The 13,106-nt window shown below is 72.9% G+C and carries 10 protein-coding genes; 3 read left to right on the top strand and 7 right to left on the bottom strand.

The window, feature by feature from the left end; genetic code table 11:
• Nucleotides 1–129: 129 nt before the first annotated feature.
• From ACFWIS_RS39270 to mmuM, 5 genes are all read right to left on the bottom strand, one after another.
• On the bottom strand, nucleotides 130–1,725 hold the full coding sequence (locus tag ACFWIS_RS39270) for an FAD-dependent oxidoreductase (RefSeq protein ID WP_380463281.1): 1,596 nt from the start codon (nucleotides 1,723–1,725) through the stop codon (nucleotides 130–132).
• A gap of 174 nt (nucleotides 1,726–1,899) precedes the next feature.
• Nucleotides 1,900–3,420, bottom strand: coding sequence for a glycerol kinase GlpK (gene glpK / locus ACFWIS_RS39265; protein ID WP_380463283.1), 1,521 nt, complete (start codon nucleotides 3,418–3,420; stop codon nucleotides 1,900–1,902).
• A 101-nt stretch (nucleotides 3,421–3,521) separates the two neighbouring features.
• Entirely contained in the window at nucleotides 3,522–4,241 is a 720-nt protein-coding gene (locus ACFWIS_RS39260) for an MIP/aquaporin family protein (protein ID WP_380463285.1), read from the bottom strand.
• A 297-nt stretch (nucleotides 4,242–4,538) separates the two neighbouring features.
• Nucleotides 4,539–5,303 (bottom strand): IclR family transcriptional regulator, encoded by a 765-nt coding sequence (locus ACFWIS_RS39255; RefSeq protein WP_380463287.1) that lies wholly within the window; start codon nucleotides 5,301–5,303, stop codon nucleotides 4,539–4,541.
• Between the two features lie 193 nt (nucleotides 5,304–5,496).
• Nucleotides 5,497–6,510 carry a homocysteine S-methyltransferase gene (mmuM, locus tag ACFWIS_RS39250; protein WP_380463289.1) on the bottom strand — a complete coding sequence of 338 codons (1,014 nt, stop codon included), beginning with the start codon at nucleotides 6,508–6,510 and terminating at the stop codon, nucleotides 5,497–5,499.
• 161 nt (nucleotides 6,511–6,671) lie between these two features.
• Between mmuM and ACFWIS_RS39245 the strand changes: the two genes are divergently transcribed.
• The 3 genes from ACFWIS_RS39245 to ACFWIS_RS39235 are packed head-to-tail and all read left to right on the top strand — an operon-like array spanning nucleotide 6,672 to nucleotide 10,328.
• Entirely contained in the window at nucleotides 6,672–7,652 is a 981-nt protein-coding gene (locus tag ACFWIS_RS39245) for an NUDIX domain-containing protein (RefSeq protein ID WP_380463291.1), read from the top strand.
• Nucleotides 7,649–8,197, top strand: coding sequence for an NUDIX domain-containing protein (locus ACFWIS_RS39240; protein ID WP_380463293.1), 549 nt, complete (start codon nucleotides 7,649–7,651; stop codon nucleotides 8,195–8,197). Before ACFWIS_RS39245 ends, ACFWIS_RS39240 begins: the two co-directional genes overlap by 4 nt.
• Nucleotides 8,198–8,231: 34 nt before the next feature.
• Nucleotides 8,232–10,328, top strand: coding sequence for an acetoacetate--CoA ligase (locus ACFWIS_RS39235; RefSeq protein ID WP_380463295.1), 2,097 nt, complete (start codon nucleotides 8,232–8,234; stop codon nucleotides 10,326–10,328).
• A gap of 72 nt (nucleotides 10,329–10,400) precedes the next feature.
• Here the strand turns inward: ACFWIS_RS39235 and ptsP are convergent, their stop codons facing one another.
• Complete coding sequence (gene ptsP / locus ACFWIS_RS39230) at nucleotides 10,401–12,071, bottom strand: phosphoenolpyruvate--protein phosphotransferase (protein WP_380463297.1); 1,671 nt, start codon at nucleotides 12,069–12,071, stop codon at nucleotides 10,401–10,403.
• 103 nt (nucleotides 12,072–12,174) lie between these two features.
• Nucleotides 12,175–12,624, bottom strand: coding sequence for a PTS glucose transporter subunit IIA (locus ACFWIS_RS39225; RefSeq protein ID WP_380463299.1), 450 nt, complete (start codon nucleotides 12,622–12,624; stop codon nucleotides 12,175–12,177).
• Between the last annotated feature and the right edge of the window lie 482 nt (nucleotides 12,625–13,106).

Raw genomic sequence — 13,106 nt, 5'->3', positions numbered from 1 at the left:
ACCCGCCGTAGCGCAGTTGCCGACTGGCAAAGCTGCTTACTTGCTCCCACGCTTCGCGAGGCTGTGCTTACTTGCTCCCACGCTTCGCGAGGCTGTGCTTACTTGCTCCCACGCTTCGCGAGGCTGCGCTTACTTGCTCCCACGCTTCGCGAGGAAGGCCTCGACCTCGTCGCGGATCTCCGGCGTGTCCAGCCCGCGCACCGTCATGGTGGTGCGGCGGCGCAGGACGTCGTCCGTGGTGTACGCCCACTCGTTCTCGGCCGCGTAGGCGACCTGCGCCCAGACGTCCGGACCGTCCTCGTGGATCGGCCGGCCCAGCTCCGGGTTCTCGTCGATCATGCGGGCGATCTCGAAGGAGAGGGTGCCGTAGTGGCTGGCCAGGTGCTTGGCGACCAGCGGCTCCATCCGCGAGCCCGGCTCCCGGTCGATCAGCAGGCGGTGCGCCACCGCGTTCGGCGCGCCGACGCCCGGCAGCGGGACGGTCGGGGCGATCGGGGACATGTCCTCGCCGAGGCTGGTGCCGGGCACGTGGGCCAGCTTCTCCAGCACGGCGCGGCCGATGTGGCGGTAGGTGGTCCACTTGCCGCCGGAGACCGACAGCATGCCGCCGCGGCCCTCGGTGACGACGGTCTCGCGCTTGGCGGCGGCGGTGTCACCCGGGCCGCCGGGCAGCACGCGCAGGCCGGCGAAGGAGTAGGTGATCAGGTCGCGGTCGAGGTGCTCGTCGCGGATCGCGTGCGCGGCCTCGCCCATGATCTGGTCGATGTCCGCGTCGGTGGCCCGGACGTCCTTCGGGTCGCCGGTGTACTCCTCGTCGGTGGTGCCGAGGAGGACGTGGTCCTCCCACGGGATGGCGAAGGAGACGCGGTACTTGTCGATCGGGATGGTCAGCGCGGCGCGCCACGGCGAGCGGCGCTTGACCACGACGTGGGCGCCCTTGGAGAGGCGGATCGACGGCGCGGCGCCGGCGTCCTCCATCGTGCGCAGGTGGTCGACCCACGGGCCGGTGGCGTTGAGCACCAGGCGGGCGTTGACGCCGAACTCGGTGCCGTCCAGGCGGTCGCGCAGCTCGGCGCCGGTGACCCGGCCGCCGGTGAAGCGCAGGCCGGTGACCTCGGCGTGGTTGAGCACCACGGCGCCGGCGTCGACGGCGGCGCGCACGGTCATCACCGCGACGCGCGAGTCGTTCATCTGGTGGTCGCCGTAGACGGCCACCGAGCGCAGGCCCTCGGTGCGCAGCGCGGGCACCTGCTGGGCGGCGTGGGCGGCGGTGGAGACCCGGCCCATGCCGTCGCGGAAGGCGGACAGCGCCGAGTACAGGAACACGCCGGCGCCGAGCTTGGCCGCGCCGTGCGGGCCGCCCTTGTAGACCGGCACGAAGAAGGTCAGCGGGTTGACCAGGTGCGGGGCCACGTCGGTGGAGAGCGCGCGGCGCTCCTTGTGGTTCTCCGCGACCAGCTTGACCGCGCCGGTCTGCAGGTAGCGCAGGCCGCCGTGGACGAGCTTGGAGGAGGCGCTGGAGGTGGCGCCGGCGAAGTCGCCGGCGTCGACCATGGCGACCTTCAGGCCGGCCTGGGACGCGGTCCAGGCGACGGCCGTGCCGAGGATGCCGCCCCCGATCACCAGCAGGTCGTAGGTGGCCTTGCCGAGCAGCTCACGGGTCTCGGCGCGGGAGGCGGTGCGGCCGGCGGTGCGCTCGGCGCCCAGGGTCGGGATGGTTGCCATGGTGGTTGTGTACGGCGCGCTGGTCGGGCGGCGCCGTTACTCCTCTCGTGTGCGGTGCGGCCCCTACGAGAGAGGCCGGTCGGCCCGGTGCGGCGGGCCGGTGAAACGCGGTGACGCCCGTTGCCGGAACAGCGGGCGGCCGGCCGGGGCCCGGGGCCCCGACCGGCTGGTCGGTCAGTTGTTCTCTTCTTCCTCCACCCAGCCCATGGTGCGCTCCACGGCCTTGAGCCACTTCTTGTACTCACGCTCCCGGGTGGCCTCGTCCATGCGCGGGGTCCACTCGGCGGCGCGGTGCCAGTTGGCCCGCAGGGTGTCGAGGTCGTTCCAGAAGCCGACGGCGAGTCCGGCCGCGTAGGCCGCGCCGAGGGCCGTGGTCTCGGCCACGTACGGGCGCTCGACCGGGGCGTCCAGGACGTCGGCGATGTTCTGCATGAGCAGGTTGTTGCTGGTCATGCCGCCGTCGACCTTCAGGGCGGTGAGCTCGACCCCGGAGTCCTTCTGCATGGCGTCGACGACCTCGCGGGTCTGCCAGGCGGTGGCCTCCAGGACGGCCCGGGCCAGGTGGCCCTTGGTGACGTACCGGGTCAGACCGGCGATCACACCGCGGGCGTCGGAGCGCCAGTACGGGGCGAACAGGCCGGAGAAGGCCGGGACGAAGTAGGCGCCGCCGTTGTCCTCGACCGTGTTGGCGAGGGTCTCGATCTCGGCGGCGGTGGAGATGATGCCGAGCTGGTCGCGCAGCCACTGGACGAGCGAGCCGGTGACGGCGATCGAGCCCTCCAGCGCGTACACCGGAGCCTGGTCGCCGATCCGGTAGCCGACGGTGGTCAGCAGGCCGTGGTACGAGTTGACGATCTTCTCGCCGGTGTTCAGCAGCAGGAAGGTGCCGGTCCCGTAGGTGGACTTGGCCTCGCCCTCGTTGAAGCAGGTCTGGCCGAACAGCGCGGCCTGCTGGTCGCCGAGCGCGGAGGCGACCGGGACGCCGGCCAGGTCGCCGACGGCCTCGCCGTACACCTCGGCGGAGGAGCGGATCTCCGGCAGGACGGCCATCGGCACGCCCATCGACTCGGCGATGTCCTCGTCCCAGGCCAGGGTCTTGAGGTTCATCAGCATGGTGCGGCTGGCGTTGGTCACGTCGGTGACGTGCTTGCCGCCGTCGACACCACCGGTGAGGTTCCAGATCACCCAGGTGTCCATGGTGCCGAACAGGATGTCGCCGGCCTCGGCGCGCTCGCGCAGGCCCTCGACGTTGTCCAGCAGCCAGCGGATCTTCGGGCCGGCGAAGTAGCTGGCCAGCGGGAGGCCGGTCTCGCGGCGGAAGCGGTCCTGGCCCACGTTGCGGCCCAGCTCGCGGCAGAGCGCCTCGGTGCGGGTGTCCTGCCACACCAGCGCGTTGTGGACCGGCTCACCGGTGTTCTTGTCCCACAGGACGGTGGTCTCGCGCTGGTTGGTGATGCCGATCGCGCGGATGTCGTCCTTGGTCAGCCCGGCCTTCTCCAGCGCACCGCGGACGACCGACTGCACCCGGGTCCAGATCTCGGCGGCGTCGTGCTCGACGTAGCCGGGCTGGGGGAAGATCTGCCGGTGCTCCTGCTGGTCGACGGAGACGATCCGGCCGTCGGCGCCGAAGATGATGCAGCGGCTGGAGGTGGTGCCCTGGTCGATCGCGGCGATGTAGTTGCCAGTGGAGGTCATGTGGAGGGTCCTCGGCTCAAGTTCGGGGGTTACGGGGTGGGTGGGCCTGACACGGACGTCCGGTCAGTCCCCGTGCTCGGTGGGTTCGAACCCGGCGGTTTCTAGAAGATGGCGTTGTACAGGCCACCGGCCGCCAGGCCGCCCAGGATCGGGCCGACGACCGGGATCCAGGCGTACGACCAGTCGGAGCTGCCCTTGTTGGGGATCGGCAGGAGGGCGTGGGCGATGCGCGGGCCGAGGTCACGGGCCGGGTTGATGGCGTAGCCGGTCGGACCACCGAGGGAGAGGCCGATGCCGACGACGGTGAAGGCGACCATCAGGGTGCTGGTGCCGGACTGCGAGAGGCCGGAGTTGGTACCGATGGTGAGGATCGCGAAGCAGAGCACGAAGGTGCCGATGACCTCGGTGATCACGTTCTGGATCGGGTTCCGGATCTCGGGCCCGGTCGAGAAGATGCCGAGGGTGGGCTCCTTGTTGGCCTGGAACTGGCCGAGGTAGGTGAGCCAGACCAGCGTGGCGCCGATGATCGCGCCGAGCAGCTGGGAGCCGAGGTAGAGCGGCACCTGGCTCCACTCGCCGCTCTTGACCGCGAGCGCGATGGTGACGGCCGGGTTGAGGTGCGCGCCGGACTTCGGAGCCGACATGTAGGCGGCGATGAGGACCGCGAAGCCCCAGCCGAAGGTGATCGCCAGCCATCCGGCGTTGACGGCCTTCGACTTCTTGAGGGTCACGGCGGCGCAGACGCCACCGCCGAGGAGTATCAGGGCGGCGGTGCCGAGGGTTTCGCCGACGAAGACGTCGCCGTTGGAGAACGCGGACACAAAGACTCCCTTGTCATGGCCCGGAGGTGCGGGTGGGGGTGGGCCGGTCGATCGCTGTGCGGGTGAGCGCATTGTGGGAGTGATCTTCCCGGCCGCCGTTCGACAATGTCGACCGTCATGCGGAAGCTTCCTCCCCGGGTCGGCCCCGCGTCAAGGCGGGGTTACGCAGCTGTGACCCTTCCCTCGGTGGGTCTCCCGAAGTTACCCAGCGGAGCGTCCCGAATCAGGGCAAAACGCCAAGGCGCGGACAGGCTCACCGCCCGTCCGCGCCTCAGCGTGACGAATAGACCGCTCCGGTCAGAACCGCCCGGCGCCCAGGTCGCGGGAGATCGCCCGCGCCGCGCTGCGCACCGAGGCCACCAGCGAGGGCTTCACGAAGCCGTCCTCGCAGACCCGCTCCACCGGCCCGTTGATGCAGACCGCGCCCACCGGGTTGCGCCGCCGGTCCTGGATCAGCGCGGCGATCGAGGCCACGCCCTCCCAGGTCTCCTCGATCGAGTCCGCCCAGCCGCGCTCGCGGATCAGCGCGCACTCGGCGTCCAGGTCGGTCGCCTCGGTCAACGTCCGCACGGTGTAGGACTCGTACGGGCCGTCGCCCAACTCCCCGCGCGCGACCGGGTCGTAGGCCACCAGCACCTTGCCGATCGCGGTGCTGTGCAGTGGCTGCATCGAGCCCACCTCCAGCACTTGCCGGGTGTCGTCGGGCCGGAACACGTGGTGCACGATCAGCACGCCCTGGTGGTGCAGCACCCCCAGGTAGACGGTCTCGCCGGCCGCCCGGGCCAGGTCGTCCGCCCACACCAGCGCCCGAGCCCGCAGCTCGTGCACGTCCAGGTAGCTCTGCCCCAGCCGCAGCAGCTCGGCGCCCAGCTGGTACTTGCCGCTCTCCGGATCCTGCTCGACGAACCCCTCCTGCTGCAGCGTGCGCAGGATGCCGTGCGCGGTGCCCTTGGCCAGGTCCAGCGCCGTCGCGACCTCGGAAAGTCCCAGGCGGCGCTCACCGCCGGCCAGCAGGCGCATGATCGCGGCGGCCCGGGAGAGCGACTGGATCGGGCCGGGCATGGATACCTCCGGGCTGACAGGTGGTCGACATTGTCGACCGCAGTGGTGACGGGGACGAGTCTGCCAGGCGTCCGGACGTCCGTGCACCTTCCCCCTCGGTAACCCGCGCTCGGCCTGGTGTTAACCTTCCGCACCGCCGCGCCGGAGCCGCCCCCGCTCCGCGCCCCCCGCTCCGCCACCCGGGCGCGGTTGCTCAGGCGCCCGCGCCACCGGGCCAGGCCGGGGCGCCCGCCCACGCGGGCCCCCGGCCGCGCCCCGCCGCACTGTCGCCGCGCTCCGCCTCGACCCCGCGCCGCACGGTCACCTCGGCCGCCAGCGCGGCGATCCCGTCCGTGCCGACCCGGCAGCAGCCGCCGACCAGCCGGGCGCCGTCCGCCAGCCAGCCGCCCACCCGCGCCGAACGGAAGGTCGGCTCCCCGCGCCAGTCCCGGCGCTCCGGATCCCACCGCTCCCCGCTGTTCGGGTACACCACCACCGGCTTCCCGGTCACCTCGGCGGCCACCGCCACCGCCTGGTCCGCGTCCTGCGGCGTGCAGCAGTTGACGCCCACCGCCAGCACCTCGTCCACCTCCGCCGCCAGCGCGAACGCCTCCGCCAGCGGCTGCCCGGCCCTGGTCCGGCCGCCCGCCACGCTGTACGACAGCCAGGCCGGCACCCCCAGCCCGCGCACCAGCTCCAGCAGCGCCCGCGCCTCGTCCACGTCCGGCACCGTCTCCAGCGCCAGCACGTCCGGCCGGGCCGCCGCCAGCACCTCCAGCCGCGGCCGGTGGAAGGCCACCAGCTCCGCGTGGCTCAGCCCGTACCGGCCGCGGTACTCCGAACCGTCCGCCAGTACCGCCCCGTACGGGCCGACCGACGCCGCCACCCAGCGCCGCCGCCCGCCCGGTTCGGCCCGCGCCGCCTCCCGGGCCAGCTCCACGCTGCTCGCCAGCAGCCGGGCCGCCGCCGCGTGCCCCACCCCGCGCCGGGCGAAGCCCTCGAAGCTCGCCTGGTAGCTCGCCGTGATGGCGACCTCCGCCCCGGCCGCGAAGTACGCCCGGTGTGCGGCCACCACGGCACCGGGGTCGTCCGCGAGCAGCCGGGCCGACCAGAGGGCGTCCGACAGGTCGTGCCCGGCGGAGGCCAACTGGTTCGACATCCCGCCGTCCAGGACCAGCGGGCCGGCCGCCAGCGCCGTGGCGAAGTCCGGCGGGGGAGCAGTGCGCATCTGGGCCTCCTCGGGCACGGTCGTTCCTGGTCACAGCCTAGAAGCCGGAGACCGCCGGCGGCCGGGAAAACCGTTTGCCGCCCGGGAACGAAGTCGTTACGTTGTGCTCATCCCGAGAACGACAGCACCATGTGCCCCAGGGGCGCGGAGAGGAGCCGGCGATGGCAGCGGACGACACGTCCCACCGGCCCGCCGCCGGGCCCACGGCCGAGCAGGAGTGGCTCGCCGCGTACGACCCGCGCGCCTACACCCCGGTCGCCGTCACCGTCGACGTGGTGGCCCTGACGCTACGGGCGGGCCGGCTGCACGTGCTGCTGGTCGAGCGCGGCGCCCCGCCCTACCAGGGCTGCTGGGCGCTGCCCGGCGGCTTCCTGAAAGCGGGGGAGGAGAGCCTCGACGAGGCCGCCGCCCGCGAACTCGCCGAGGAGACGGGCCTGTTGGGCGCCGCCGAGGCCGCGCTCTGCCGGCTCCACCTCGAACAGCTCGGCACCTACGGCGCCCCCGAGCGGGACCCACGGATGCACGTCGTCTCGGTCGCCTACCTGGCCTTCGCCCCGGACCTGCCCGACCCGCAGGCCGGCACGGACGCCGCGGCCGCCGCCTGGCACCCGGTCGCCGACCTCGACCCGGCCCCGCGGTCCGCCGACCGCGCCCAAGCCGCCGGTGTGCCCGCCGACACCCACGGGGGTGGCGTCGACGGGCACACCGGCCCCCAGCCGGTCCCACCGGGCCCGATCCGGCTGGCCTTCGACCACGCCCGCATCCTGGCCGACGGCCTCGACCGGGTGCGCGCCAAGCTGGAGTACAGCCCGCTCGCCACCGCCTTCCTGCCGTACGACTTCACCATCCCCGACCTCCGCGCCGTCTACGAGGCCGTCTGGGACGAGAAGCTCCACCCCGGCAACTTCCACCGCAAGGTCCTCTCCGTCCCGGGCTTCGTGGAGAGCACCGGCTCCACCACCGAGCGCGGCGGTGCCCGCGGCGGTCCCCGGGCCCGCACCTACCACGCCGGCGGCGCCCGGCTGCTCCACCCCGCCCTGCTCCGCCCCGCCCGCGAGGACCAGCCCGACTGCGAGGGGCCGGCCACCGAAGGCCCGCCGCCGACCGGGCCCGCCGAGCCCCCGGCTACCATCCGCCCATGACCACCGACGAAGCGCCGCGGACCGCCCACCGGCCGTTCTCCCACTGCCACTTCTGCGGCTCGCCGTACCCGGCCGGCACCGACACCTGGCCCCGCACCTGCCCCGGCTGCGCCGGGATCAGCTACCGCAACCCGCTGCCCGTCGTTGTCACCGTCCTGCCGGTCACCCGGCCCGGCGCCGACCCGGCCCTGGTCGTCATCCGCCGCACCATCGAACCCGGCTACGGCGAACTCGCCTTCCCCGGCGGCTACCTGGACTACGGCGAGAGCTGGCAGCAGGCGTGCGTGCGCGAACTCCGCGAGGAGACCGGCATCACGGCCGACGCCGCCGACGTCCGGCTGATCCACACCGCCTCCGACCCCAACGGGCGCTTCGTGATGCTCTGCGGGCTCCTCCCCGCCCGCCCGCTCGCCGAACTCCCGCCCTCGCGCCCCACCGACGAGACCGAGGGCTGGCTGCTCGCCACCGTCGACACCCCGCTCGTGTGGGACTTCCACAACGGCGTCCTGCGCCGCTGGTTCGACGGCGAGTTCGCCCCCCGCTGACCCACCGGCCGACCCTGGCGCAGCGGGCGCTCACATGGCATGGTCTGCACCGACAGCCCAACCGGACGGGTTGGCCACGAGCTCACCCGTCCCCACCACCGGCCGGGAGACCACCACCGTGAGCACCCCTTCCCAGGACCAGCCGCTCTGGCGCCCCAACCCCGCTCGCGCCGCCGCCACCAGCCTGGTCGCCTTCCAGGCCTGGGCCGCCGAGCACCACGGCGCCCCGGCCGCCCCGCTCGCCCCGGCCGCCGACGACCAGCAGGCCGCCCAGCGCTACGCGGACCTGCACGCCTGGTCCACCGGTGACCTCGACCGCTTCTGGACGGCGGTCACCCAGTGGTTCGACGTCCGCTTCACCGAGGCCCCCGAGGCCGTCCTCGCCGACCCGGCCATGCCCGGCGCCCGCTGGTTCCCCGGCGCCCGCCTCAACTACGCCGAGCACGCCCTGCGCGCCGCCGAGACCGGCCCCGACCGCCCGGCGATCCTCCACCTGGACGAGACCACCGAGCAGCCGGCCGTGCTCACCTGGTCCGAGCTGCGCCGCCAGGTCGGCTCGCTGGCCGCGGCCCTGCGCGCCCGCGGCGTCCGCCCCGGCGACCGGGTCGGCGCCTACCTGCCCAACATCCCGCAGGCCGCCGTCGCCCTCCTCGCCACCGCCGCCGTCGGCGCCGTCTGGACCAGCTGCGCCCCCGACTTCGGCGCCCGCAGCGTCCTGGACCGCCTCCAGCAGATCGAACCCGCCGTCCTCTTCGCCGTCGACGGCTACCACTACGGCGGCAAGGACCACGACCGCACCGAGGTGGTCGCCGAGCTGCGCCGCGAACTCCCCAGCCTGCACACCGTGGTGCACGTCCCGCTGCTCGGCGCCCCGGCCCCCGAGGGCGCCCTCCAGTGGGAGGACCTGGTCGCCGAGGACGTCGAGCCGGTCTTCGAGCCCGTCCCCTTCGAGCACCCGCTCTGGGTCCTCTACTCCTCCGGCACCACCGGCCTGCCCAAGGCCATCGTCCAGAGCCAGGGCGGCATCCTGCTGGAGCACCTCAAGCAGGCCGGCCTCCACCTCGACCTCGGCCCCCAGGACCGCTTCCTCTGGTACACCTCCACCGGCTGGATGATGTGGAACTTCCTGCTGGCCGGCTTCCTGGTCGGGGCCACGATCGTCACCTACGACGGCAGCCCCGGCCACCCCGACACCGGCGCCCTGTGGTCCGTCGCCGCCCGCACCGGCGCCACTGTCCTCGGAACCTCCGCCGCGTACGTCATCGCCAGCCGCAAGGCCGAGCTGCACCCCGGCCGCGACCTCGACCTCTCCGCCGTCCGCTGCATCGGCACCACCGGCTCCCCGCTCCCGCCCGACGGCTTCCGCTGGATCTACGACGAGGTCAAGCAGGACGTCTGGCTCGCCTCGGTCAGCGGCGGCACCGACGTCTGCTCCTGCTTCGTCGGCGGAGTCCCCACCCTGCCGGTGTACCTCGGCGAGATCCAGGCCCCCTGCCTCGGCGCCGCCGTCGAGTCCTGGGACGTCCAGGGCCACCCGCACACCGACACCGTCGGCGAACTCGTCGTCACCAGGCCCATCCCGTCGATGCCCACCGGTTTCTGGAACGACCCCGAGGGCACCCGCTACCACGCCAGCTACTTCGACACCTACCCCGGCGTCTGGCGGCACGGCGACTGGATCACCGTCACCTCCCGGGGCACCGTCGTGATCCACGGCCGCTCCGACTCCACCCTCAACCGCCAGGGCGTCCGGATGGGCTCCTCGGACATCTACGAGGTGGTCGAGCGCCTCCCCGAGATCGCCGAATCCCTGGTCATCGGCCTGGAGGAGCCCGACGGCGGCTACTGGATGCCGCTCTTCGTGGTCATGGCCCCGGGCGCCGAACTGGATGAGGACGTCATCGGCCGCATCCGCACCTCGCTGCGCACCGAGCTCTCCCCGCGCCACGTCCCGGACGAGGTGATCGCCGTCCGCGGCCTGCCGCACACCCTCACCGGCAAGCGCATCGAGGTCCCGGTCAAGCGCATCCTCTCCGGCACCCCGCTGGAGCAGGCCGTCAACCCCGGCTCCGTGGACGACATCGACCACCTGCGCTTCTTCGAGCGGCTGCGGGCCGACCGCCAGGCCTGACCCAGCCCCGGGAACGCCGAAGGGGCGCCCCCACCGGTGCGGTGGGAGCGCCCCTCCTCCTGCTCTACCGTCTCACTCGCCCGACAGCACCTGCTGGGCGGCGGCCCGCGCCTCCTCGGCGCTGTCCGCGGCCCGGGCCGCCTCGGCCGCCCGGCGGCACTGCGCCAGGGTGTACTTGGCCAGCGTGGTCCGCACGTAGGGGATCGAGGCCGAGCCCATGGAGAGGCTGGTGACGCCCAGACCGGTCAGCACCACGGCCAGCAGCGGGTCCGAGGCCGCCTCACCGCAGACGCCACAGCTCTTGCCGGCCACCCGCGCCGCGTCGGCGGCCGCGGCGACCAGGTCCAGCAGGGCCGGCTGCCACGGGTCCTGCAGCCGGGCCAGCGCACCGACCTGACGGTCGGCGGCGAAGGTGTACTGAGCGAGGTCATTGGTTCCCAGCGACAGGAACTCGACCTCCTGCAGGATCGCGCGGGCCCGCAGCGCGGCCGAGGGGATCTCCACCATCGCGCCGAACTTGGCGTCCAGCCCGGCCTGGCGGCAGGCCGCCGCGAAGTCCGCGGCGTCCTTGCGGTCGGCCACCATCGGGGCCATCACCTCGAGGTGCACCGGCAGGCCCTCGGCCGCCTTGGCCAGCGCCCGCAGCTGGGTGGCCAGCACCTCGGGGTGCTCCAGCAGGGTGCGCAGACCGCGCACGCCCAGCGCCGGGTTCGGCTCGTCGGCGGGGGTCAGGAAGTCCAGCGGCTTGTCCGCGCCCGCGTCCAGCGCCCGGACCACGACCCGGCCCTCCGGGAAGGCCTCCAGCACCTTGCGGTACGCCTCGACCTGCTTCTCCTCGCTGGGAGCCTTTGCCGAGTCGTCCAGGAACAGGAACTCGGTACGGAACAGGCCGATCCCCTCGGCCCCGTTCTCCAGCGCGGCCGGCACGTCAGCCGGGCCACCCACGTTTGCCAGCAGCGGCACCCGGTGCCCGTCCGAGGTCTGCCCCGGGCCGGAGGAGGCGGCCAGCACGGCCTTGCGCTCGGCGGCGATCGCCCGCAGCTCGTCCTGCTTCTCCTGAGACGGCTCCAGCAGCACGTCGCCCGAGCTGCCGTCCACCGCGACGACGGTGCCCTCGGCGACGTCCGATGCCCCCGGCAGCGCGACCACGGCCGGCACGCCCATCGCCCGCGCCAGGATGGCGCTGTGGCTGGTCGGCCCGCCCTCCTCGGTCACGAAGCCGAGCACCAGCGTCGGGTCCAGCAGCGCGGTGTCGGCCGGCGCCAGGTCCCGCGCGAACAGCACGTACGGCTCGTCGCTGTCCGGCACGCCCGGCATCGGCACGCCCAACAGCCGGGCCACGATGCGGTTGCGCACGTCGTCCAGGTCGGCGACCCGCCCGGCCAGGTACTCCCCGGCGGAGGCCAGCAGCGCCCGGTAGGCGGCGAAGGCGTCGAACACACCGCGCTCGGCACTGCTGCCGACGGCGATCCGGCGGGACACATCGGCCATCAGCTCCGGGTCCTGCGCCATCAGCGCCTGGGCCTCCAGCACGGCCTGCGCCTCACCGCCCGCCAGATTGCCGCGGGCGATCAGGTCCGCGGCGACCGCCTCGACGGCAGCCTGGGCGCGCGCCTGCTCACGCGGGGCGTCCTCGGTCGGGATCTGGGTGGCCGGGGGCTCCAGGACCGCCGTGCCCATGTGCCGCACCTGGCCGATCGCGACCCCGTGGCTGACACCCACGCCGTGCAGTGTCTTCTCCATGTACCTGTATCTCCGCTGAGAGGAGCGGTCCCGCCGGGAACCGCTGAATGCCGGGTCGCCCCGTCAACTCCTGCGGGGCGGGTGTGTGTCGGTGATAGAGGGGTCAGCTCCAGTTGAACAGCTGGTCGCCCGCCTTGGCCTCGCCGGACTCGCGCAGGTCGGTCAGCGAGTCGGGAGCGGCTTCCAGCGCCACGATCGGCGAGATCGGCGACTTGCCCGCAGCCTCGACGGCGGCCGGGTCCCACCGGATCACGGCCTGACCACGGGTCACCGTGTCGCCCTTCTTGACCAGCAGCTCGAAGCCCTCGCCGTTCAGCTGCACGGTGTCGATCCCGAGGTGGGTCAGCACACCGTGCCCGTCCGCGTCCACCACGACGAAGGCGTGCGGGTGCATCGAGACGACGACACCGTCCACCGGAGCGACCGCCTCGGTGGGCTGACGGACCGGGTCGATCGCGGTGCCGGGGCCGACCATCGCACCCGAGAACACCGGGTCCGGCACGCCGGCGAGCCCGACAACCTTGCCGGTCAGCGGCGACGTCACAGTGGTCATGGTGGTGCCTCCCAAGTGCGCAATACAGCGAGCGGCCGCGAGGTGCGGCACACGATCAGCTGAAGCCTAAATCATGTCAACTTCGGACAACTGTCGACGTTCCCGGGCGAAGAACCACGCCCCCGCCCCGTCTACCGACCGGCGTCACATCGACTCATGACTGGTCTAGTCCTCTTGGTCGATGCGCCGCACTCTACAGGCATCTTGGCGAATCAGGACCATTGCTGTATATGCTCGCGAGAGCAACAAATCATGCCGCCACCCGGGTGACCCCGGACGCGCCTCGATTCGCACTCCGGTCACTGACCCGCTATGGTTGGTCGAGTCGCCGCAACTTGGCGGTTAACACCAGATTTCGGATGCGGAAAGCCCCGGTAAACGGAGCGAAAAACATCTGCTAAGCTGGAAACACGAAAGAACGAAGCGCCCGGAGGGCCCGCTGGAAGGCGGTCCGAAGGAAGCGTCCGTTCCTTGAGAACTCA

Origin of the sequence: Kitasatospora sp. NPDC127060, assembly GCF_042724935.1 — a bacterium.
GTDB lineage: Bacteria > Actinomycetota > Actinomycetes > Streptomycetales > Streptomycetaceae > Kitasatospora.
Note: the sequence above shows the minus strand (reverse complement) of the source record. Positions and strands in the feature narration are given on the sequence as shown.

Bases quoted from the DNA above. Each gene is read 5' to 3' on its own strand.
- ptsP (WP_380463297.1), bottom strand. From the start codon at position 12,071: ATGGAGAAGACACTGCACGGCGTGGGTGTCAGCCACGGGGTCGCGATC.
- ACFWIS_RS39235 (WP_380463295.1), top strand. From the start codon at position 8,232: ATGGCATGGTCTGCACCGACAGCCCAACCGGACGGGTTGGCCACGAGC.
- ACFWIS_RS39240 (WP_380463293.1), top strand. From the start codon at position 7,649: ATGACCACCGACGAAGCGCCGCGGACCGCCCACCGGCCGTTCTCCCAC.
- mmuM (WP_380463289.1), bottom strand. From the start codon at position 6,510: ATGCGCACTGCTCCCCCGCCGGACTTCGCCACGGCGCTGGCGGCCGGC.
- ACFWIS_RS39255 (WP_380463287.1), bottom strand. From the start codon at position 5,303: ATGCCCGGCCCGATCCAGTCGCTCTCCCGGGCCGCCGCGATCATGCGC.
- ACFWIS_RS39270 (WP_380463281.1), bottom strand. From the start codon at position 1,725: ATGGCAACCATCCCGACCCTGGGCGCCGAGCGCACCGCCGGCCGCACC.
- ACFWIS_RS39245 (WP_380463291.1), top strand. From the start codon at position 6,672: ATGGCAGCGGACGACACGTCCCACCGGCCCGCCGCCGGGCCCACGGCC.
- ACFWIS_RS39225 (WP_380463299.1), bottom strand. From the start codon at position 12,624: ATGACCACTGTGACGTCGCCGCTGACCGGCAAGGTTGTCGGGCTCGCC.
- glpK (WP_380463283.1), bottom strand. From the start codon at position 3,420: ATGACCTCCACTGGCAACTACATCGCCGCGATCGACCAGGGCACCACC.